The sequence below is a fragment of the Actinomyces sp. HMSC065F12 genome (assembly GCF_001814535.1).
Lineage (GTDB): Bacteria > Actinomycetota > Actinomycetes > Actinomycetales > Actinomycetaceae > Pauljensenia > Pauljensenia radingae_A.
Genome location: NZ_KV816946.1, coordinates 90933 through 111170 on the forward strand (window position 1 = coordinate 90933; position 20238 = coordinate 111170).

At 61.1% G+C, this 20238-nt stretch carries 21 protein-coding genes; 11 read left to right on the forward strand and 10 right to left on the reverse strand.

Going from position 1 to position 20238, the window contains the following annotated elements; all coding sequences use genetic code 11:
- Window positions 1-7: 7 nt before the first annotated feature.
- Window positions 8-859: a DUF5926 family protein gene (locus tag HMPREF2975_RS02195; RefSeq protein ID WP_070725487.1), complete on the forward strand. Its 852-nt coding sequence runs from the start codon at window positions 8-10 to the stop codon at window positions 857-859.
- Window positions 860-898: 39 nt separating this feature from the next.
- Window positions 899-1708 (forward strand): glycosyltransferase family 2 protein, encoded by an 810-nt coding sequence (locus HMPREF2975_RS02200; RefSeq protein WP_227469128.1) that lies wholly within the window; start codon window positions 899-901, stop codon window positions 1706-1708.
- On the opposite strand, the gene HMPREF2975_RS02205 is transcribed toward HMPREF2975_RS02200, so the two are convergent.
- The 4 genes from HMPREF2975_RS02205 to HMPREF2975_RS02220 form a co-directional block, all read right to left on the reverse strand.
- Window positions 1632-3932, reverse strand: coding sequence for a heavy metal translocating P-type ATPase (locus HMPREF2975_RS02205; RefSeq protein ID WP_070725491.1), 2301 nt, complete (start codon window positions 3930-3932; stop codon window positions 1632-1634). The two genes, HMPREF2975_RS02200 and HMPREF2975_RS02205, sit on opposite strands and share 77 nt — an antisense overlap.
- 8 nt (window positions 3933-3940) lie before the next feature.
- Window positions 3941-4180: a heavy-metal-associated domain-containing protein gene (locus tag HMPREF2975_RS02210; RefSeq protein WP_070725493.1), complete on the reverse strand. Its 240-nt coding sequence runs from the start codon at window positions 4178-4180 to the stop codon at window positions 3941-3943.
- 11 nt (window positions 4181-4191) lie between these two features.
- A complete protein-coding gene (locus HMPREF2975_RS02215; RefSeq protein ID WP_058237500.1) occupies window positions 4192-4473 on the reverse strand; it encodes a metal-sensitive transcriptional regulator in 282 nt (93 codons plus the stop codon).
- Window positions 4474-4598: 125 nt separating this feature from the next.
- Window positions 4599-5333: a transaldolase family protein gene (locus tag HMPREF2975_RS02220; protein ID WP_058237499.1), complete on the reverse strand. Its 735-nt coding sequence runs from the start codon at window positions 5331-5333 to the stop codon at window positions 4599-4601.
- Between the two features lie 79 nt (window positions 5334-5412).
- Here HMPREF2975_RS02220 and HMPREF2975_RS02225 point away from each other — a divergent pair, with 79 nt between their 5' ends.
- Complete coding sequence (locus HMPREF2975_RS02225) at window positions 5413-6831, forward strand: alpha/beta hydrolase family protein (RefSeq protein ID WP_070725494.1); 1419 nt, start codon at window positions 5413-5415, stop codon at window positions 6829-6831.
- Window positions 6818-7348 carry a hypothetical protein gene (locus HMPREF2975_RS02230; protein WP_058237497.1) on the forward strand — a complete coding sequence of 177 codons (531 nt, stop codon included), beginning with the start codon at window positions 6818-6820 and terminating at the stop codon, window positions 7346-7348. Before HMPREF2975_RS02225 ends, HMPREF2975_RS02230 begins: the two co-directional genes overlap by 14 nt.
- A gap of 12 nt (window positions 7349-7360) precedes the next feature.
- Here HMPREF2975_RS02230 and purB read toward each other — a convergent pair whose 3' ends face one another.
- On the reverse strand, window positions 7361-8815 hold the full coding sequence (gene purB / locus HMPREF2975_RS02235) for an adenylosuccinate lyase (RefSeq protein ID WP_070725496.1): 1455 nt from the start codon (window positions 8813-8815) through the stop codon (window positions 7361-7363).
- Window positions 8816-8943: 128 nt separating this feature from the next.
- On the opposite strand from purB, the gene HMPREF2975_RS02240 reads away from it, so the two are divergent.
- The 3 genes from HMPREF2975_RS02240 to putP all read left to right on the forward strand — a co-directional run bounded on the left by HMPREF2975_RS02240 (window position 8944) and on the right by putP (window position 12444).
- Window positions 8944-9465, forward strand: a complete 522-nt coding sequence (locus HMPREF2975_RS02240; protein ID WP_058237495.1) for a gluconokinase — start codon at window positions 8944-8946, stop codon at window positions 9463-9465.
- 12 nt (window positions 9466-9477) lie between these two features.
- Window positions 9478-10887 carry a GntP family permease gene (locus HMPREF2975_RS02245; protein WP_070725497.1) on the forward strand — a complete coding sequence of 470 codons (1410 nt, stop codon included), beginning with the start codon at window positions 9478-9480 and terminating at the stop codon, window positions 10885-10887.
- Window positions 10888-10956: 69 nt separating this feature from the next.
- Window positions 10957-12444, forward strand: coding sequence for a sodium/proline symporter PutP (gene putP, locus HMPREF2975_RS02250; protein ID WP_070725499.1), 1488 nt, complete (start codon window positions 10957-10959; stop codon window positions 12442-12444).
- Here the strand turns inward: putP and HMPREF2975_RS02255 are convergent.
- A complete protein-coding gene (locus tag HMPREF2975_RS02255; RefSeq protein WP_070725501.1) occupies window positions 12441-13217 on the reverse strand; it encodes a fructosamine kinase family protein in 777 nt (258 codons plus the stop codon). The two genes, putP and HMPREF2975_RS02255, sit on opposite strands and share 4 nt — an antisense overlap.
- Window positions 13218-13472: 255 nt before the next feature.
- The gene (locus HMPREF2975_RS02260; RefSeq protein WP_070725503.1) at window positions 13473-14312 is read right to left on the reverse strand and encodes an ABC transporter ATP-binding protein; all 840 of its coding nucleotides are present in this window, start codon (window positions 14310-14312) and stop codon (window positions 13473-13475) included.
- Window positions 14313-14516: 204 nt separating this feature from the next.
- Here HMPREF2975_RS02260 and HMPREF2975_RS02265 point away from each other — a divergent pair, with 204 nt between their 5' ends.
- Window positions 14517-14744, forward strand: coding sequence for a hypothetical protein (locus tag HMPREF2975_RS02265; protein WP_058237490.1), 228 nt, complete (start codon window positions 14517-14519; stop codon window positions 14742-14744).
- Between the two features lie 9 nt (window positions 14745-14753).
- A complete protein-coding gene (locus tag HMPREF2975_RS02270; RefSeq protein WP_070725505.1) occupies window positions 14754-16409 on the forward strand; it encodes a hypothetical protein in 1656 nt (551 codons plus the stop codon).
- Here HMPREF2975_RS02270 and HMPREF2975_RS02275 read toward each other — a convergent pair whose 3' ends face one another.
- Window positions 16410-16793 carry a phage holin family protein gene (locus HMPREF2975_RS02275; RefSeq protein ID WP_058237488.1) on the reverse strand — a complete coding sequence of 128 codons (384 nt, stop codon included), beginning with the start codon at window positions 16791-16793 and terminating at the stop codon, window positions 16410-16412.
- A 38-nt stretch (window positions 16794-16831) separates the two neighbouring features.
- Window positions 16832-17707, reverse strand: coding sequence for a YwiC-like family protein (locus HMPREF2975_RS02280; protein WP_058237487.1), 876 nt, complete (start codon window positions 17705-17707; stop codon window positions 16832-16834).
- 78 nt (window positions 17708-17785) lie between these two features.
- Between HMPREF2975_RS02280 and HMPREF2975_RS02285 the strand changes: the two genes are divergently transcribed.
- Both HMPREF2975_RS02285 and HMPREF2975_RS02290 read left to right on the forward strand, forming a co-directional pair.
- A complete protein-coding gene (locus HMPREF2975_RS02285) occupies window positions 17786-18796 on the forward strand; it encodes a bile acid:sodium symporter family protein (protein WP_070725508.1) in 1011 nt (336 codons plus the stop codon).
- A gap of 42 nt (window positions 18797-18838) precedes the next feature.
- Window positions 18839-19234, forward strand: a complete 396-nt coding sequence (locus tag HMPREF2975_RS02290; RefSeq protein WP_058237485.1) for a hypothetical protein — start codon at window positions 18839-18841, stop codon at window positions 19232-19234.
- Here the strand turns inward: HMPREF2975_RS02290 and HMPREF2975_RS02295 are convergent.
- Window positions 19231-20037 carry a hypothetical protein gene (locus tag HMPREF2975_RS02295; RefSeq protein ID WP_141757252.1) on the reverse strand — a complete coding sequence of 269 codons (807 nt, stop codon included), beginning with the start codon at window positions 20035-20037 and terminating at the stop codon, window positions 19231-19233. The two genes, HMPREF2975_RS02290 and HMPREF2975_RS02295, sit on opposite strands and share 4 nt — an antisense overlap.
- Window positions 20038-20238 lie beyond the last annotated feature (201 nt).

Genomic DNA, 20238 nt, shown 5'->3' on the forward strand with positions numbered 1-20238 from the left:
TGTGCGTATGGGTAAAGCAAGCCGTCGTAAAAAAGTACAACCCGGACGCAGCACGTACCGTCCGCCGATCCGCTTCGTGGAACGACCCTTTGAAGGGCTCTCATGCGAAAGCGACCTGGTTGCCATGAGGGAAATCATTCCATGTGCACGCATGAACGCCCGCACGAAGGACGGCGTTGAATTCGACATCGTCTCACTGCTGCCAGACGGGCAGGGAGCCATGGTGCGCGGCGACGGGCGAATCATGGTGGGCATGCAGACACGCTTCCATTCCGGCGACCTGTCTCACGATGTGGGTGGCGCGTTGCAAGCCGCCCTCGACGCGAAAGACGAAGGTATCGTTGCCTTTGACGTGCGTGACCCCGCACCCAGGCTGCAGGAACTGCTGGAAAGCGCCGAGCCAATGGAACTGTGCGACGATTTCTCATTCTGGTTCGACCCGACCGAAGAAATGTCCGAGGACATCCGCTCCACGATGGAGCAGACACGCAACGAACTGATCCCCACGCAGGAAGTCCCGGGAGCGCCCGGCATGTATTGGTGCGAAATGAACCGCAACTTCGTGCGCTACGTGACCGACGAGGACGAAAACAAGCTCTTTACCGCGCTGGCACGTATGCAGGTGGCCGGAGATGCCCACGTGGGGGAGGGTTCCCGCTTTGTTGGCGCCTTCCGCGCCTGCGGGCTGGCCATCCCCGTGTTCGAGCTGGCAGAAGGAGTCAGCTCTGATGACGTGTCCAAGCCTGCGCAGAACTTCATCAGCAAGCTTGAGGACGCGCTCAATGCGACCGAAGCTCTGACACATGATGAGCGTCGAGCCAAACAGGGGCTCGTGTCCCGGCAGGTCACCATTCGCTAGCCCTGCAAGGAGAGGCAAAGTCGGAGTAAAGTTGTGGGCGTGAACGATTCGGGACCCCAACGCGTTGCCGCGATCATCTGGGCGCACGACGATGCTCATGACATTGCCTCCACAGTCCGATCCTGCCGCGCCATTCCCGCAGTCGATTTGCTCATAGTCGTCGATGACGGCTCCACTGACGAAACAGGCGCGCACGCGCGAATGGCAGGTGCCGTCGTTGTTCGACACTCAGTGCCGCGTGGACGCGCATCCGCGATGGAGACAGGCGTGAAAGTCGCAGCGATGCGTGACCGCGCCGACTGGCCACCACGCCTCCTGCTCTTCCTCTCATCCGACCTGGGCGAATCAGCCGTCGAAGCCGCCGTGCTGGTCGAAGCAGTGATGACCGGGATGGCGGACTGTGCCTGCGCCAGTGAGAAATCCAGTCGCCGCCTGCCCGCCGCACGGATAGCGCGTCGAGCCATCCGGCGCGCAACAGGGTGGGCACCTGAATCGCCCATGTCCGAAAATCGCTGCATCACGCGCGAAGCGCTGACAGCCATCATGCCTTTCGCCAACGGGTACGGGCTGGAACCCGCCATGACCATCGACCTGCTGATGCAGGGGTTCACCATGGTGGAGCTGCCGTGCGCATTCGTCCACTTGGGTGGAGATCGCACCCTCGGTGAACTCAACAAACCACAGCAGCTGATCGATACGCTGGTGGCGCTGACTGAACGCGGGCCACGCGTGCTGACGCGTTCGCCTTTGAGGCGCTCCGAGAGCCGCGCGTTTAAGCTGGGTGACCCGTATCCGCATCGGGCTGACGAGACCCCAGGGCGTGCATCCGACGCAGACGAAGAGAATTAGTCACCACGCACACCGATGACAACGCCATCGCGCCGGCTGCGATCATCGGGTTGAGCAGTCCTGCGACAGCCAGCGGAATGGCAGCCACGTTATAGCCGAACGCCCACACCAGGTTCTGCCGGATGACGCGCAGTGTCCGCCGTGACAGGTCGATTGCGGTGGCGGCTGCGCGCAGATCCGAGGACACCAGCGTGATGTCAGCAACCTGGATCGCCACATCCGTTCCGGATCCCATCGCCATACCCAGCCCGCGATGTCCCGCCTGAGCGAGCGCCGCAGCGTCATTGACGCCATCACCCACCATCGCCACAACGCGTCCCTCATCCTGCAGGCGCTTCACGACATCGCGCTTGTCATCCGGCAACACATCAGCGATCACATGGGAAATGCCGACCTGGTCGGCTACCACGTCAGCAGCACCCTGATTGTCGCCGGTCAGCAGGATCGGCTCAATATCCAGGCCACGCAGCAGGCTGATTGCCTCAGCAGAGGAGTCCTTAACCTGGTCGCGCAATACGATCACACCATGCACCTGCGCCCCGGTCAGTGGTGCGTCCAGCTGGCGGCCCATACTCGGTGCAGACGGCTCGGCAGTCTCACTGGTGCGCGAGCGCACACGCGCCTGGTACCCGGCAGCTTCCACAACGTGCACCAACTCATCGTCACCGTGGTCGCGGGTGAGCAGAATCGACGCGCTTTCGGTCGCCAGGTTGACGTGCGCCTCGACTCCATCAAGTTTGCCCAGCTTGCGTTCCACACGATTCACACACGACGCGCACGTCATGCCGCCCACCGCCATGTCGACACGGACCGGGCTCTCAGCGTCGCTTTCGTCGGCGCGGATTGTCGAGGGCGACTCATCCCACCCTGGAACGCTGGCCACCACGATGGGCGTTGCGCAACGAGATCGGGCAGTGTGCACGATGTCCTCGGGAATACTGATACCCAGCCCCGTGAACCACTCGGGCCTGCCAACCAGAGCCAAACCGCCGTCGATCAGAGCTGAGACACCCATGCCGGAATGGTTGACGAAGCGGCGAGTCGCAACGGGCGTGAGTGAGCGGGATTGTGTGGCGCGCACAATTGAGCGCGCCATCGGGTGTTCAGAGCGTGCCTCGATACCGGCTGCGAGGGCGAGCGTGACGTCGGGATCGCTTGACTCGACGTGTTCGACGGCCAGGTTGCCGGTTGTGACCGTGCCGGTCTTGTCCAGCACAATTGTGTCAATCTTGCGGGTTTCTTCGAGGATTTCAGCTGAGCGGATCACGATGCCCAGCTGGGAGGCGCGCCCTGAGCCGACCAGCAGGGCGGTGGGTGTGGCCAGTCCCAGCGCACACGGGCAAGCCACCACGAGCACGGCAACGGCGGCGGTGGCCGCGGCCTGAACGTCACCGGAGAAGATGAGCCAGCCGATCAGTGTTGTCGCGGAAATCGCAAGCACGACCGGCACGAAAACCGAACTGATCGTGTCGGCCAGGCGCTGGATCGGTGCCTTCGTGGCCTGAGCTTCGCTGACCATGCGGCCGATCTTGGCCAACGCGGTGTCGGATCCAACTCGGCGGGCTTCCACTTCCAGAGCGCCCCACGTGTTGATCGTGGCACCTGCGACATCGTCACCGGGAGCAACATCGCGCGGAACGGACTCACCGGTCAGCATCGACGTGTCAATGGCGGATTCGCCTGAGATGATGCGTCCATCGGTTGCGATGGATTCGCCGGGACGAACCTCGAAAATGTCTCCGACCTGCAGGTCGGTGCTGTCGACGTCCTCGCGCGTCCCGTCAGGCAGAATGCGGTGCGCTGTGGTGGTGCCCATTGAGAGCAGTGAGCGCAGCGCGTCGCCGGCCCGATGCTTGGTGCGCGCCTCCGCATAGCGCCCGATCAGCAGGAACAGGACGATCACGCAGGCGCCCTCGAAATAGAGCATCGCGGATTCGCCGCCCCACAGCAGTGCCCACAGGCTCCACGCAGTTGAAGCGGTCACGCCCAGGGAGACCAGTGTGTCCATTGTTGTGGTGCCGTGGCGCAGACCCTGAATGGCTGAGCGGTGGAAAGGCCACGCGCCCCATGTGACGACAGGTAGTGACAGGATGGCCACCATCCATTGCCAGCCCGGAAAATGCAGGCTGTGGAACATCGAAACGGTGGCAACGACCAGTGTGGGCGGCGCGGTGACGATGAGGCGGCGCCTGAGGTCTTGTGCGCGATCCAGCGCGCTGTGCATATAGCTCCTTAGAAGTCTCGCTTGATTTCAGTCAGTGTGTATCCGGCCTCGCTGATGGCGTCTTTGAGGGCGTCGTCGTCTACGCCGGTCTGCGTGTGAACGGTGATCAGTGAGGTCTTGTTGGCCTTGAGAATGACCTCCACGTTGGATACGCCTTCGACCTCTTTGAGTTCTTCGGTGACGGATGCGACGCAGTGGGAACAGGTCATGCCGTCGACATAGAGTTCAACAGTTCGATCGAGTGCCATGATGAGTCCTTTCAGGATTTGACGAGCCGTGCGATTGCGTTGATCGCTTCGGTGATTTTTTCTTCGCCAGCTTCGTGAGAGTGCTTGGCGGCGTCGAGAACACAGTGGCCCAGGTGGTCGTGAACGAGGCCGAGGGCGACTGAATCAAGGGCGCTTTGAATGGCAGATATCTGCGTGAGTACGTCAATGCAGTAGTCCTGCTCCTCGACCATGCGCTGGACGCCGCGCACCTGACCTTCGATACGGCGAAGCCGGGTGAGGTACTGCTGGGTTGATGCTGAGTATCCGCGCATTGAGGTCTCCTCTCAGGTCTACCAGCACGACAATACCCCTAGGGGGTATTAGTGTCAAGGGGTGCGCCGATAGTAAAACGCGCGCCACGACCACTGACGGTCACGGCGCGCGTGAAGGAAAAAGGTTACAGCTCAGGCTGCGCGACCTTGAGCGACTGCTGGTCGCGCTGGTGAGCCAGAGCAATCAGATCACTGAAGGTCTCCTCGCCGCCGACCTGGCGGGCAAAATCAGCATCCTGAGCGGCGATCGCCACATCCGTGATCGGGTTGGCCACCAACGCAGCCAGCACGGACGGAGCGGCAGTGATCGCACCGATACCGGCCTCAACCAGGCGCAACACCTGATCGGAGTTCTTGAAGGAAGCGGCCAGCACATCCGCATGCAGGTGATGGGTGCGCAGGATCTGATGGATTTCGGTTGCTACACGCACACCGTTGATACCGAAGTTATCCATCCTGTTCACATACGGCGCAACATAGCGCGCACCGGCCTGAGCAGCCATGAAGCCCTGCAGGGTGGAGTGGACGCCCGTTGCCGTGACCGGGATACCTTCCGAGGCCAGCATGTTGATCGCGGCGAAACCTTCATGGGTGACCGGAATCTTGACATGCAGGTGCTTGCCGAACTCCGCACGCAGCGCGCGCCCCTCGGCCACCATGGATTCGCGATCATGGGACACGACCTGCACGTGCAGTTGCGAGCCTTCCGGCAAAACCGAGTGGATTTTACGGAGAACCTCCAGCGGGTCGCCTCCCTCGTTCGCCAGAATGGTGGGGTTCGTAGTCACGCCGTCGATGGGAAGGTAATCGAGAGTCTCACGAATGAGGTCAATATTGGCGTGATCGATCAGAATGAGCATGATTCTCCTTGAATTCGTAGCCTGACCCCATTGTACGATTCGGCAGGCATCAATAAATGGGACGTGCCAGACTACACATATGGGTCGCAGCGAAGACAGGTGGTATCCACTCAAACGTGTGCCGCAGTCTTATCCGCCGACCTACGTGCGCATGAAACTTGTGCCGATGATTCCGGCCATTGCTCTGGCAGCCGGTGCCGACTTGCTCTCCGATGCGCGCTTCGTGCCGAAGGATGCACAGAAAGTGCTGAGGGTCGCCTCCGAGCGCATGGGGTCGGAAATACTTGAACGCTTCCAGCGGATCTTCTTCGATGAACCGGGCCTGGACACGCTTTTGGTGCGGGCAGGAGCCGCTGCTGCGCGCCGCGTGGCCGACGCTGGCCGACTGTATCTGAAGGCGCGGATCGCCACGCACACCGACTGTGATGGGCGTGCGCGCGCCATGTTGCCATTGGTTCCGCGACGCGGATATGAAGCGTTGATGGTGATCGCACTGACTGTTGGCACAGCGACCGGGTATTTTCGTGGCGGAGCGGTTCACACCGCGGTGATCCTCGATAGTGACGACGGTACGCCGACCGTTCCGCCCGGCCACCCCACACCGCAACTGCGCAGAACGCAGCCACCCTCGTCACTGGGTGACATCGCCGCTGACATCGACGACATGTACTACTGCGGGTCAATGGGGCAGATGGTCAAGGTGGTGCGCGTGGGCGAGGGCGACGCGCGACGCTGGATCGTGGCCATCCCCGGCACCATGCACCTTGACCCGACATCGACTCCGAACCCTGCCGACACGGAATCGAATATCCGCGAAGTCCTCTTCCTGCCTTCAGCCGTGCGGATCGGAGCGGTCAAGGCGGTGCATGAAGCGATGCGACGCAGCGGTGTGGACCAGGATGACTGGCCGGCCGAACGCGTCTTGATCTGCGGCCACTCTCAGGGCGGCATGGTGGCAGCAGCCCTGGCGTCGATGGACCCGGATGAGGCGGGTATGCGCGTGAGCGGCGTGATGACGATGGGATCACCATGCCGGCGCATCAAAATTCGCCCCGATGTGACGATGGTGTCGATTGCTCACGACCAGGACGTGATTCCAGCCCTGGACGGCACACCCGCACTGACCCCCGACCAGCGGGTGACGATCCACCGAAACCTGGTGCGGCCGCGTCAGTCGCCGCTGTACTACGCGCATTCATCGACGATCTACACCGACACGGTGCGTCTGCTGGAGCGGCGAGCCAGCGTCGTCCGACACGGATACCCCTCGGAATGCGTGGACCGCCTGCAGGAATTCCTGCCGCGCGAGGGGGAATCCGTGCACACCACATTCCATGAGGTGTGGCAGGACGTACTCGAAACCGTCGAAGAGCCGACGTGGGACCAGTACGTCGTGCTCGACGCACCCGAATCTGACCTGGTGGGCAGTGACTGGCAGTGGCAGCCCAACCCATTGATCGACTTTTCAGCGTTGAGGAGGACACATGCGCAGGCGTAAGGGAAAAGGCTCACCCACCCCCGTCAATAAGGGGCATGGACGAGGGCGACGCGGCCGTCTGCCACAGATCGACAACCCTGTGCTGATCAGTGTGCTCACCGCCGGAGCGCGGGGGGTCAGCGCCGCGCTGGATGTTCTTAAACCGCCGAAACGGGCGGGTCGCGGGCACCGCGTGCAGCAGTGGCTGACTGAGCGCATGCCGGACATGATGGGAGCGCACCTGTCGTTGGATGTGCGTGTGCACGAAGGGTTCGGCCGTTCACCTCTGATTGACATGCGCATCGTGTGTGATGACGACAGTGAAGATCAGGCGCGCCAACAGCTCGAGGATGCGGTGCGGTGCGCATGGGACAACCCGGAGCTGGCTCCCGTGGCGGTGCGCGCCTGCGTCACGGATTCAGCAGGCGAAGTGCGATGCGACGTCACCAGTGTTGGATTCAGCGAGGAAACCGCGACACCCTCGGCACTGTACGCGCGTTTCGGCGCACCCGACGCTGACCCGGCCTGGCGGCCGTAAACCGTGGACGGACTACTCCCAGCCCGCCATCTTTTCGGACTGGCCAATGTAGGTGGCGGGGGTCAGGTCCAGGAGGCGCTGTTCGACCTCACTCGGCAATCCCAGGCCGGCGATGAATGTGCGCATTTCGTCGGCGCCGACTGTGTGCCCGCGGGTGAGCTCCTTGAGGCGCTCATACGGGTTGGTCATGCCGGTTGCGCCCGCAATGGAAGCAGCGCGCATCGCCTGCTGGACGGCTTCACCCAGCACAGCCCAGTTCTGATCCAGGTCAGCAGCCATGCGCTCACGGTTGATGTCCAGTCCGGCCAGGCCGCGCACCAGATTATCCAGTGCCAGCAGCGAATGTCCGAAAGCGACACCGATATTGCGCTGCGTGGTTGAATCCGTCAGGTCGCGCTGCATGCGCGATGTCACCAGTGTGGCCGCCAACGTGTCGAAGAGCGCGCACGAAATCTCCAGGTTCGCTTCGGCGTTTTCAAAGCGGATCGGGTTGACCTTGTGGGGCATGGTGGACGAGCCGGTAGACCCCTGGGCAGCAAGGTTCTGGTGGAAGTAGCCCATCGAAATGTACGACCAGCAATCCGTCGCCAGGTTGTGCGCGATGCGGTTGAAACGGGCGACGTCCGAGTACAGCTCGGCCTGCCAGTCGTGCGATTCGATCTGCGTGGTCAGCGGGTTCCATGTCAAGCCGAGGAACTCGACGAATCCCTGAGCGAGCGCCGGCCAGTCGGCACCGGGAACGGCCACCATGTGTGCCGCCCACGTGCCGGTCGCACCATTGATCTTCCCGAGGTATTCGGCTTTCTCAATGCGGTCGATCTGACGGTTCAGGCGGTGAATGAAGACCGCCATTTCCTTGCCCATTGTCACGGGAGTGGCGGGCTGACCGTGGGTGTGTGCCAGCATCGGCGCGTCGGCACCGTCGCGCGCAATGGCACGCAGTGACTCAATGAGCTGGCGGGCTGCCGGTAGCCACGTGTGTGTGACAGCCGCGGCGACAGTCAGCGCGTACGCGAGGTTGTTGATGTCTTCGGAGGTGCAGAAAATGTGGACCACTTCGTGCAGGTCCGGCAGACAGGTGGAATCTCCCAGCTCGTCTGGCGCCTGATCCAAGTGCTCTTTGATCAGGTATTCGACCGCTTTGACATCGTGGCGCGTTTCAGCTTCGATGCGGGCGAGACGATGAATGTCTTCCGGCCCAAAATCGACGGCCAGGCGGCGCAGATAGGCGCGTTCCGCATCGGTCAGTGTGGGAGCGCCGGGCAGAACCTCGTGGTCCATCAGGTAGATGAGCCATTCAACTTCCACATGGACGCGCGCACGGTTCAACGCTGCCTCAGACAGCGTGTTTGCCAGAGGGGCGACGGCTGCGCGGTAGCGCCCATCCAGAGGGGACAGGGGTGTGTCCACTGCAAGGTCGGTATAGCCGGATTCCGGATTGAAAAGAGTTGACCACGTATCGCTCATGGCCTTATTCTACGCAATCGCACCGAATCGACGTATTGCCCGCAATTCACACGTTTAATCGTTGCAAGAACAGTAGAATCAGTAGGCTAGTTCTGAACGATTGTTCACAGACAATGGGGTGGAGGAAGATGAGTAACGAGGCAGTGCACCTGGTGTTCATGGGAGTTGCCGGATGCGGAAAGACCACTGCAGCTCAGCAGATGGCCGACTTCCTGAAATGGCCAGCAGCCGAGGCGGATGATTTCCACCCCCAGGCGAATATCGACAAGATGAGTGCGGGCACACCGCTCACCGATGAGGACCGTTGGCCGTGGCTGCGTTCGATACGCGACTGGATGAGCGATCACGCCAGAAATGGCCAATCAACGATCGTCACCTGCTCCGCGTTGAAACGCAGCTATCGTGACCTGCTGCGCGAATCGCAAGGACGCGTCTTTTTCGTGCATCTGACAGTGCCGGAAGATGTCATCCGAGAGCGCATGGCGACCCGTGACCACTTCATGAAGCCCAATATGCTGCCTTCACAGTTTGCCACGCTCGAAGACCTCGAAAGTGACGAGGACGGCGTAGTGATCTCCGCCCTTGGAGATATCGACGAGACTTTCAATGCCACAGTGAATGCCCTGCGCGAGCAGGGTCTGATTGATTAAGGGGCCAAACCGATGAATCAGATTCTCATCCCCATGGCAGGAGCCGCGGACGGTGTGCAACACACGGACAGTGTGGCGCAGCTGCTGGTAGCGGCACTGGCCGGTATCGCCACGATCATCGTGCTGATCGTCTGGCGCAAAATGCACCCATTCCTCGCGCTGACACTCGGATCCGCTGTCCTCGCATTGATTGCAGGCATCCCGCTGACCGACACGTTCACCGCATTTACCAAGGGCGTCGGATCCACCGTCGGTGGCGTGGGCGTCCTGATCGCATTCGGCGCCATCATCGGCAAGCTCCTGATCGACTCAGGCGGCGCTGACCAGATCGTTGACACTGTCCTTGAAAAGACAGCTCCGCACCGCTTGCCGTGGGCTATGGCACTGGTCGCCTTCGTCGTCGGTATCCCGCTGTTCTTTGAAGTCGGCATCGTGCTGCTGATCCCAGTGGTCATGCTCGTTGCGCGCCGCGCCAAACTGCCGGTCGTAGCGGTCGGGATTCCTGCACTGGCTGGCTTGTCGGCACTGCACGGACTCGTGCCTCCGCACCCCGGGCCACTCATCGCGATTGACGCACTGAATGCGAATATCGGCATCACACTCGGCCTGGGCCTCCTCGTCGCTGTGCCCACAGTCATCATTTCCGGCCCGCTGGCGGCGAAGGTGATGGTCAAGTGGGTGCCGCGCGAAGCCGCCAGTGTCCTGGGCGATGCCTCTGAAACCGAAAAGCGCGAAGGGCACCGCCCATCATTCGGTGTGGCAATCTCCGTAGTTTTGATGCCCGTGATCTTGATGCTGCTGCGCACCGTGGTCGAAATGGTGATGATGGGGCACGAGGACTCCATCATCTTCAAACTGCTGACATTCGTCGGTGAACCGATCGTGGCGCTGCTGCTGACCGTGCTGTATGCGATTGTCGTTCTGGGGCGCATGAGCGGCCGCACCACACAGGAAGTCACCAACATCGTGGGCTCCTCGCTGGCCCCGGTCGCATCCATCCTCCTCATTGTCGGTGCCGGCGGCGGTTTCAAGGAAACGCTGGTCGAATCCGGTATTGCCGAGATCATCGCCCAGTGGATTGAGCAGATGGGAATGCCGATCCTGATCGCAGGCTGGCTGGTGGCAGTGGCCGTGCGTCTGGCCACGGGTTCGGCCACAGTTGCCACGATCACCGCTGGCGGCATCATGGCACCTATGGCAGCCGACATTTCACCCGTTGCCGCTGCACTGCTGGTGCTCGCCATCGGCGCCGGATCCGTGTTCCTCTCACACGTCAACGACGCTGGGTTCTGGCTGGTCAAGGAATACTTCGGCATGACGGTGGGTGAGACGTTCAAAACGTGGTCGCTGATGGAAACGATCCTGTCGGTGGTCGCGTTGCTGTGCGTCATCGTTATCGCCATCCCACTGGGAGCCTTCTAGGAGACGACTACCTCACATCATCACGTAGCCTGATGCTGTTCTTTTCCCTCGAGACCGAAGGGGGCCATAATGAGTGAAATGACGTATCAGGCTATCGCGATGATTGTGTATTTCGTCGCCATGATTATGCTCGGCCTGCTGGCCTACAACCGGACGAGCAATCTTGACGACTACATGCTGGGTGGCAGGTCGCTGTCCCCAGGTGTGGCAGCGTTGTCGGCCGGCGCATCCGACATGTCGGGCTGGCTGCTGATGGGTTTGCCCGGCGCAATCTACGCGACAGGTCTGATCAACGGCTGGATCGCGGTTGGCCTGACGATCGGCGCATGGCTGAACTGGAAGTACACAGCTCCTCGGCTCAGGTCATACAGTCAGGTTTCCTCCAACTCGATCACTGTGCCGTCGTTCGTGTCCTCGCGCCTCAAAGACCCTCACAATGTGATCCGCATCGTCGCCGGCCTGGTCATCATGGTGTTCTTCACCTTCTACGTGTCATCAGGCATGGTAGCCGGCGGCTCGTTTTTTGAATCATCCTTCGGTATGGATTACCGCCTGGGCATGACACTGGTGGCCGGGATCGTCGTGCTCTACACCCTGGTGGGCGGCTTCCTTGCAGTATCGTGGACGGACGTTGTCCAGGGCCTCATGATGGTGGGTGCGCTCATTTTGGTGCCGACCGTGGCGATTATTCACGTCGGCGGCTTCAGCCCGATGGTGCAGACCATCAAGCGCGTGGATCCCACCATTTTGCATCCATCGGGCGGGACGCTGAGCGCGACGGCCGTGATAGGCATTATCTCCGCACTGGCATGGGGGTTGGGCTACTTCGGTCAACCCCACATCATCGTGCGTTTCATGGCGCTGCGCTCAGCCGCGCAAGCAAAGGCTGCGCGTCGCATCGGCATCGGCTGGATGGCTCTGGCAGTCATCGGCGCAGGTATGACTGCTCTGGCAGGCGTCGCCTACTACCAGCACGACGAATCACAGCTGCCGAATCCCGAATCCGTCTTCATCACGCTGGGACAGCTGATGTTCCACCCCCTGATCGCCGGGTTCATGCTGGCCGCCATTCTGGCGGCAATCATGTCAACGATTTCATCGCAGCTGCTGGTCACATCCTCGGCAATCGTGGAGGATATCTACAAAGCATTGTCCAAACGAGACCTGTCGGAAACCAACGGCGTACTACTGGGACGCCTGGCCGTGGCCGCCGTGTCCGTACTGGCAGCGGTGCTGGCGTGGAGTCCCTCGGACACGATCCTCGGCCTGGTGGCCTTCGCGTGGGCAGGTTTCGGTGCATCATTCGGACCGATCGTGATTCTGTGCCTGTACTGGCGCAAACTCACCTGGCAAGGCGCATGCGCCGGCATCATCGTCGGAGCCGTGACCGTGGCCGTGTGGGGCAACCTGTCAGGCGGCATCTTCGACCTGTACGAAATCGTCCCCGGATTCGTGTTCAACCTTCTGGTCAGCGTCGCAGTGTCGATGGCAACCTATCGGCGCAACGATGAGATCGACGCCGAGTTTGATGCCGCTCTGGACGGATTGACGGCTTAACCCACCCAGTGCCGCGCGATCGCGAGGGTTTCAGGCACGTAGGAGCGCCCGAACAGCTCGCAGTGTACGACGAGCATATGTAGCTGATGCAGTGAAATGCGTTCGCGCCAGCCGTCAGCAAGGGGCGATTCCTCGTCGTAAGCCGCCCAGATCCGCTCCACGAAGGGCGCGCCGAATACGGCAAGTGCCGCCAGGTCTTCCTCCGCATGACCGCCCTGGGCAGCCGGGTCGATCAGCGTCGCACCGTTCGGGGTCCACATCACGTTGCCCGACCACAGGTCCCCGTGCGTGCGGGCCGCAGGCGTTGTGACCAGTCGCGGTTGGTCATGGTCGAGGGAACCGCTCTCAAGCCTGGTGCACAAAGCTTCGAGTGTGGCGCGCTCATCTGCGGTGAAGGCTTGAGCTTTCAGGTACGGGCGGATTCTATATTCGGCGTAAAACTCGCCCCATGACGTGGGTGCTTCGACTTTGGACAGGAGCGGCAGGGGCGTCAGACCCATCCACCCCTGAGCGTCCTCTTTGGCCGGTGGCGGCGCACCCAGATTCGGTGCGCCGGCCGCATGTGTGTGGGCCAGTGCGCGACCAAAATCCTCGGCAGCCTGCCTGGTTGGCCGCGTCGTTTCCAGCTCGGGTTCCTCCAGCCATGTCGTGCCGTAATCGCTCACCGGCACAACGGGCGCAGCCTGGGGTGGCGTGTCAGCCAGCCACTTGAGACCGGCCACCTCGTACAGGATCCTGCCTGGTCGCTGATCACTCTTGCGAAAAGTACCCATATCCTTACCGTACAATCAGAACGAGACTCTGTTCATCTGTTTTTCGAGGAGCGCACTGTGGCGCAACAGCACCCACAGCTATGCCGCCAGGAGTGGCTCGACCTCACCGGTCAGTGGCTCTTCGCATACGATGATGAGGATCGCGGCCTGAGCGAGCATTGAGAGCGCCCTCGTGACAATCCGGCTGAGATCTTCGATCGCACAATCACCGTTCCGTACCCGCCCGAATCTGAAGCCTCCGGCATCAATGACCCGTCATTTCACCCGATCTGCTGGTACTACCGAGCGCTGACGGACGCTGAGATCAGCGCGGTGCGCGGGTCCGGGCAGCGTGTGATCCTCAACTGTGGAGCAGTCGACTACCAGGCACACATGTGGGTCGACGGCAGCGTTGTGCTCATCGAGTTTGCGGATCTCGTAAGGTTCCCGCACGAAGGCTTGGACCACGCGGTTGCCTTCGATGTTTTCCTTCACCATCGAATTGAGACGAGCCAGGGATTCACGCATCGACAGGAAGAGGGGGCGTGCATGTTTGGCCAGCTGGCGGGCACAATAGGCCAGGAACGGGGTGATGGCTAGCAGGGCCAGCGCGAGGCGCCATTCGATCGTGAACATGACGGCCAGTGAGCCGATGAACAGGCACACGCAGTCGACCACGTTGTAGGTCACCCACGACAGGAAGTGCCGGATTGCGTCGGTGTCTGCGGTCAGGCGGTTCATGATGTCGCCGGTGCGCGTGTGGTTGAAGTACGTGAAATCCAGCGAATGCAGTTTTTCGTACTGGTCGGACACCAGGCGGTAAATCGAGTTCTGTCCGAAGCGTTCCATCAGCATCTGGTAGCCGTAGCGGGCGCAGGTGCGTACAAGCGTCGCACCCACCATCGCGCCGCACAGGGGCAGGAGCTGATCGAGGTGGCGGTCAACGATGACGAGATCCACGATCATTCCCGCAAGGATCGGGACCAGCATGATCAGGATCTTGTCGACGACGAACAGCACCAGTGCGGCAAAGACGCGCGGAACGTCGGGGCGGCAGTAGGGCACAATCCACCTGAGGTTCGAAGCCTTGGTGTTGGATGTGGGATCGACGTACATCCGGTCATCTCCCGAAGAAAAGTCATGCGCGTGGGGTGATCACACTGTATTCAATCACTCGGTCAAGTGCGAATGGTGGAGCGGAGAGGTTTTCCACAGGTTCGCGCGCCTCCCCTCGCCAATCCACAGGCGGCCGCACGGCATGCGCGCGAGGCGATGAGGCTGGCTACCGTGACACCGTCATTGATGTGAAGGAGGCAGCATATGAGCGGCGAAATCGACGCGGTACTGAGGAGCTTGTGGAGCGTGAGCGAGGACATGGATGGGCTTGTCGCAACCCTCAGCGCCATCGAATGCCCCAGTTGGCAAGGACCCACTGCGGACCTGGCGCGCCGGGAATTCAACGCCGTTGTGACGGATGCGATGTGGGCGCAGCAGGTTGTGGGCGATGCGGCACGCAACTCCGTATTGATGTGTCCGGTTGGGGGATAGGAGGAACGCGTGAGTGAGCAGAGCGTAGACCCAGGTTTCTATGACTCCGTTGTCACCACCAGCGCACACACCAGTGTTGACACAGATGAGCTGATCGGAGCGGCACTCGGCGTGATGATGGCGAAAGAGACGGCGCAGAACTGTTATGCGAGTCTGATGGTTATTCAGCTCATGGCGTCCTCGGCCGTCATGCTGGGGTTCGATCCCGGCCGCCTCATCGGCGCGGTGGAGGATGCGATGACTGCTGTGAGTGCGCTCGTTGTGCGTCTGGAATCTTTGAGTAACCGCCTGACCGCAGCGGCAATGAAGTATCTCAGTGCAGAAGGTGATGCCCAGCGTTTTGTCACCGCACGCATGCTGCTGATGGACGGGCGAGTGTCGTGGACACCGCTTTCGCCACTGACAACAGGGCTGACAGCGGGGCAAGTCTACGGGTATGCGAATGAATTCAGCGGCAAGATGCGCAGCGACCCTACCTTGGGATACCGTGTCGAATTCGACATGGCGACGTTGGGGACGACAGTGAATTCCCTGTCCACCAGAAGGGATCTGTACGGTTTCCGTCCCGATGCCGGTCAGCAGGCATGGTGGGGCAGTCCGCGCACTCAAACCGTTGACGCCGCACGCGTTGCCAGTCAGCTCTTCTTCACGGTCGGGCAGCGCGCGACGGGACCGCTGGCAGGCCTGCAAATCACCACCTCGCAAATCAGTGACGCGGGAGGATCGGGGCGCCCCCAGCGATCCTCGCAGATCCGTGTCGTTGATCCGAGCATCCCGAAAAAAGGTGTGGCTGCATTGGCGGGTATGCCGCCGCTGTGGTTGACGGCGCGAAGTGCGGTGAATGCGTCGAGTCGAGCCAGCGGCGTGAGCGTATCCAACAGGTATGCGCCAACTCCCCGCCTACCCCGCACCGTACCGACGCCTCGCAGTGGTAGTGAACTGTTGGGCCGCGTCAGTCAGCTTGAAAGCGGCAGCGACACGTTCGGCCAGCTTGAGATCCTCAAACATGAAACGCCGCAGCCCGACGGGTCGACAAAGCGATCATGGTCAGTCGTCGTGCGCGGTACGCAAAAGTGGACACCCGGGCAGACCAACCCGCAGGACATGCTCAGCAACTTGCAGGCGGTCGGCCATGATAATAACGATCTGAGTGCTGCAACCCTTGAAGCGATGGACATGGCGGGGATCGCACCCGACGAGCCCGTCGAATTCGTCGGACACTCCCAGTCGGGTATCACAAATACGCAGCTCATTGCCGACCCGGACACGACGCGCAAGTACACCGTCGTCTCCAGTCTGACCGCCGGGTCTCCGACAGGAAATTACGTCATGCCCGAGGGCGTCCACACCCTGTTCATGGAGAATACGCGCGACATCGTCCCGCCTCTTGACGGCTCCCCAAACATGGATGTCAACGATGCGGTGACTGTTTCCTTTGACGGCGACCTGGTCGGACCGCTGGACGGGGAGGGGCTGGACATCACGCCGCACGGCCTGGAACCGTATACCAAAGCCTTCGACGCCTTGAATGATCCGTCAGCGTATGCGGCGCCCCCGGAAGTGCGCGAATGGTCCAGGCATCGCGAACAGTCACTGCGCCTGAGCGATCAGACTGTGACAACCTCGCAGCTGTTCAACACTCGCCGCATCTTTGCAGATGAATAGCTACGACTCTGACCTGCGTGGCAGCGCGGCGACAACAAGAGCGGAAATAACAGCCGTAATCAGACCCGCACCCACTGCCGGCCAGAAGCCTCCAACCGTGAAACCAAGATTCGCCTGCTCACTGAGCCACCCTGTCAGCATGAACATCAACGCGTTTGTGACCAGTGCGAACAAGCCGAAGGTGAGGATATACAGCGGGAACGTGACAACCTTGACCAGCGGGCGAACCAGTGAGTTCACCGCCGTGAAAATCAAAGCCACCAGAATCATCGTGCCCAGAGATTTCCACACCGACGCTTCGGGAGCAAAACTCACGGAGCTGATGATCAGGGTGGACACCCAGATTCCGACCAGATTGGCAAGGGAACGTACAAGAAACCTCATAGGTACATCGTCTCATGATGCCTGCCGCCAGGCCACCGCTAAGGCGCCACCATGAGGGAAGCTCCTACAGCCACCATGACGACCAGTTCGGCCAGCCCGATGTATTTCACGGCGATCGTGGTGCGCTGATGCTTCCACGGCATGAAAGTCGCCCTCGTGAATGCGAGCGCGAAGGCACAGGGTACGAGCCAATGAAGCTGCCCGGCCTCAGCTGCCCACGCAGTCCCGACGACAGTCAGAGCATGCCAGATCACTGAGGCGACAATCCAAGTGGGGTTTCCGCGCTCGCGGATCAGGCAGCGCACATGCAGAACGGACCCGACCAGCACTCCGGCCAACGCTGCCCACGCGCACCAGGCCTGAGGCCACAGCTCGCCGCCTTGCCAGGGGAACCAGTGTGTGCGCCGGAAAGCGGTCGAGATATCCACCGCAACAGGACACATGAACACAGAAGCAAATACCTGCGACAGTCGCGCGAGTATGGACCGTTGGCGCCGCCGCAGACTCTGCACCAGCGCGATCGCGATGAGGGGTGCGAAAATCGGTGCCCACGACAGCAGTTTCGGGGCGCACAGGACCGACGCTCCGCCCAGGAGGACGGTGCTTACGGCCCACGTGCCTGTGGCCGCTGCGAAACGCTGACGCTTGGGGGAGCGGATCCACCAGCTTCCCGCAGAAAACAACATGAACGCCACCATCCACGCAGCCAGAACCAGCAGGTGAAGAGGGCGCCAGCCTCCGCGCGTGGCACCGACCAGGAAAGGCAGCAGCGCCATCATCCACGAGCCATGCTGGTCAGGCAGCCAGCCGGTGCGCATGAGTGCGCGCACGCGCGAAGAAGAACGCGGGCGTCGGATGCGCGGATGGTCAGTCGGGCGGCTCGTCATGACGATCAGTGTACGGAAGTGGCGCACGTGGTCGCCATATGGACACTTCGGCCAAAAGGTGAGATGCCGAATCATCTGTGGCATGCGGTGGAGCACTGTACATCTATGTCCCATGAACACAATAATGAGAGCACTACCAACGTGCTCGACTCCCAGCAGGATCACTCATCGGCACGTCCGAATCCGGAGGACCGATCGGCTCGCCGCGCAGCGACCGTTTTCCCGCTCATCATCATTATCGCCTTCATCATGGGGCTGCTGATTCCCGGGCCAGCGGCGCGCCTGGCAGGAGGCGTCAACATTGCGCTCGCCGTCATCATGTTCGGCATGGGCCTGACGCTGACGGCATCCGATTTTGTCCTGGTCGTCAAGCGTCCGCTCCCCATCATCGTCGGTGTGATTGCACAGTTCGTCATCATGCCCACACTCGCCGTCGTCTTGACGAAGGTATTCAGCCTTCCGCCCGAACTTGCCGTGGGCGTCATCCTGGTGGGATGCGCGCCGGGCGGCACTGCGTCGAACGTGATTTCCTATCTGGCCAAAGGTGATGTTGCATTGTCCGTCGCCATGACATCCGTGTCGACTCTGCTTGCCCCGATCATGACTCCGCTGCTCACGCAGTGGCTGGCCGGCCAATACCTGCCTGTTGACGCGTGGTCGATGGCGAAGACGATTGTGCAGATCGTCCTTGTGCCGATTCTGGCCGGCCTGATTATTCGACGCCTGGCAGAAAGCTCCGTGCAGAAAGTGCTGCCGTTCCTGCCGTGGGTGTCTGTCCTCGGTATCTCATACGTGCTGATCGCTGTTGTCGGTAAGTCAGCTGATCGCATTGTGCATGCTGGCCTGTTCGTCCTCCTCGTCGTGATGCTGCATAACGTCCTCGGACACGTGCTGGGATACTTCGCAGGGCGGGCCACCGGAGGCGGAGAGCGTGTTGCCCGCACCACCTGCATTGAGGTGGGCATGCAAAATTCCGGTCTGGCCGCAGGCCTCGCTTCCCAGTTCTTCACTCCCGAATCCGCTTTGCCGGCAGCCGTCTTCTCCGTATGGCACAATCTGTCCGGCGGAATCCTCGCCGCTTTCTTCCGCCGCCGCAGCCTTGGCGACGTAGACTAAACAAGCATCGACGAGGGTGACCCCACCCGGAAAGGACACGTCATGACAGCTCAACCGTGGACACCCGACTATGACTGGGGTTATGGCCGGGAAAATGAAAACCAGCTGCTCAACATGCTTGTCCGCATTACCGTCACGGACGGTGATGAGACGGTGTGCGCCGACCTGCGGCGCGCATTGAGAGAGGGATTCGCGCGCAAAACTCCCGCTCAGGGCGTGCCCGAGGGGTTCGGTGCCTACGGAGGCGGAGCCTCCATGCTGCGTTTCGGTGCAGGAAGCGCTGACGAGCCTGTTCAGATCGCGATCTGTTCAGGTGGTCAGGATGCGATCGATTCGGTCGAAATGTGCACCGACGCGATCTGGGCGATGATTGAAAGGTTTGCGGACGTGATCGACGTGCAGTGGGAGTACCTGCCGCATACGCGCTCTGACGTCTAGGTTTCGTCCGGGACGATCAGGTTGAGCGCATTCCTGAATGACTGCGCCCGCACCAGAACGTAGATGGAAACCGTCAGGATCACACCTGCCACGCCAAAACAGATCGGCAGAGCGTAGGGCAGTCGGGCGGGGTCAATGAACCCTGTCAATACGATGAGGACTGTGGCGATGACACACCCCGTTGCTCCACTGACTGTCATCGTGCTGAAAGAAGGGGTGAAGCGGTCGCGCTGCTCACGAACATGCGCACGAGCCTCGGCATCAGCGATCCAGCGGGTCCGTTTCCACTCTGAGAACTCACGGCGATGCGGATCTGCAATGAACAGGTATGCCGCAACGGCGAAGCACACAATCACGGCCGCACCGCCGATGCTCAACGCGAGTGTCACGGTCACGGCACCGTCCTGGCCTGCGAGCAGTTCAAGCACGATGATCGGGATGAATGCGATGACACACAGAGCTGACGCCAGGGCAATGCGCTGGCCTCGTTCGCGGCGATAGTCCAGCACACGCTGGGCACACTGCAGATCCACCACGGTGAATTCTTCGGGAACCACGTCGCGTTTCGGTGTCGAGGGTGACAGCGCTTCAAGCCCGAATGAGGCTGCGAGCTCATCTGGCGTGCCGAACTGGCTGATCACAGTTGACAGTGCGGAATCCTCGTCAACGCCGGAGTCAACCAGTGCCTGTACCCGTTCGCTCATCTGATCGTGGATCTGTGTGCGCGTAGCCTGGACCTGAGGGTTGTGCCTGTCGGCAACCTGATCAAAAACATAGTCAAGATACTGGGTGATGCCGTCCATAACACTCCGATCAGTGAACAGAAGATCTGAAAGCTCCATTGTGCCACGCCGCGGTGCTCACTCACCTCCACGTGCCAGAGGCTTCCTCCTCTGTTTCGTTGATGCCTCGTCGCGGAACAAAGCGCCGACTTGATTGAAATACGTGCTGGCTACCTGCGTTGCACATACCCCTAGATCTTCCCTGCTTTGGTGCACATTCCC

Excerpts from the sequence above, each read along its gene's own strand:
- purB (WP_070725496.1), bottom strand. The coding sequence starts at position 8,815 with ATGAGCGATACGTGGTCAACTCTTTTCAATCCGGAATCCGGCTATACC.
- HMPREF2975_RS02290 (WP_058237485.1), top strand. The coding sequence starts at position 18,839 with ATGACAGCTCAACCGTGGACACCCGACTATGACTGGGGTTATGGCCGG.
- HMPREF2975_RS02240 (WP_058237495.1), top strand. The coding sequence starts at position 8,944 with ATGAGTAACGAGGCAGTGCACCTGGTGTTCATGGGAGTTGCCGGATGC.
- HMPREF2975_RS02285 (WP_070725508.1), top strand. The coding sequence starts at position 17,786 with ATGTCCCATGAACACAATAATGAGAGCACTACCAACGTGCTCGACTCC.
- HMPREF2975_RS02260 (WP_070725503.1), bottom strand. The coding sequence starts at position 14,312 with ATGTACGTCGATCCCACATCCAACACCAAGGCTTCGAACCTCAGGTGG.
- HMPREF2975_RS02255 (WP_070725501.1), bottom strand. The coding sequence starts at position 13,217 with ATGGGTACTTTTCGCAAGAGTGATCAGCGACCAGGCAGGATCCTGTAC.
- HMPREF2975_RS02195 (WP_070725487.1), top strand. The coding sequence starts at position 8 with ATGGGTAAAGCAAGCCGTCGTAAAAAAGTACAACCCGGACGCAGCACG.
- HMPREF2975_RS02215 (WP_058237500.1), bottom strand. The coding sequence starts at position 4,473 with ATGCGCGGATACTCAGCATCAACCCAGCAGTACCTCACCCGGCTTCGC.
- HMPREF2975_RS02230 (WP_058237497.1), top strand. The coding sequence starts at position 6,818 with ATGCGCAGGCGTAAGGGAAAAGGCTCACCCACCCCCGTCAATAAGGGG.
- HMPREF2975_RS02225 (WP_070725494.1), top strand. The coding sequence starts at position 5,413 with ATGGGTCGCAGCGAAGACAGGTGGTATCCACTCAAACGTGTGCCGCAG.
- HMPREF2975_RS02275 (WP_058237488.1), bottom strand. The coding sequence starts at position 16,793 with ATGAGGTTTCTTGTACGTTCCCTTGCCAATCTGGTCGGAATCTGGGTG.
- HMPREF2975_RS02265 (WP_058237490.1), top strand. The coding sequence starts at position 14,517 with ATGAGCGGCGAAATCGACGCGGTACTGAGGAGCTTGTGGAGCGTGAGC.
- putP (WP_070725499.1), top strand. The coding sequence starts at position 10,957 with ATGAGTGAAATGACGTATCAGGCTATCGCGATGATTGTGTATTTCGTC.
- HMPREF2975_RS02295 (WP_141757252.1), bottom strand. The coding sequence starts at position 20,037 with ATGGACGGCATCACCCAGTATCTTGACTATGTTTTTGATCAGGTTGCC.
- HMPREF2975_RS02220 (WP_058237499.1), bottom strand. The coding sequence starts at position 5,333 with ATGCTCATTCTGATCGATCACGCCAATATTGACCTCATTCGTGAGACT.
- HMPREF2975_RS02210 (WP_070725493.1), bottom strand. The coding sequence starts at position 4,180 with ATGGCACTCGATCGAACTGTTGAACTCTATGTCGACGGCATGACCTGT.
- HMPREF2975_RS02245 (WP_070725497.1), top strand. The coding sequence starts at position 9,478 with ATGAATCAGATTCTCATCCCCATGGCAGGAGCCGCGGACGGTGTGCAA.
- HMPREF2975_RS02205 (WP_070725491.1), bottom strand. The coding sequence starts at position 3,932 with ATGCACAGCGCGCTGGATCGCGCACAAGACCTCAGGCGCCGCCTCATC.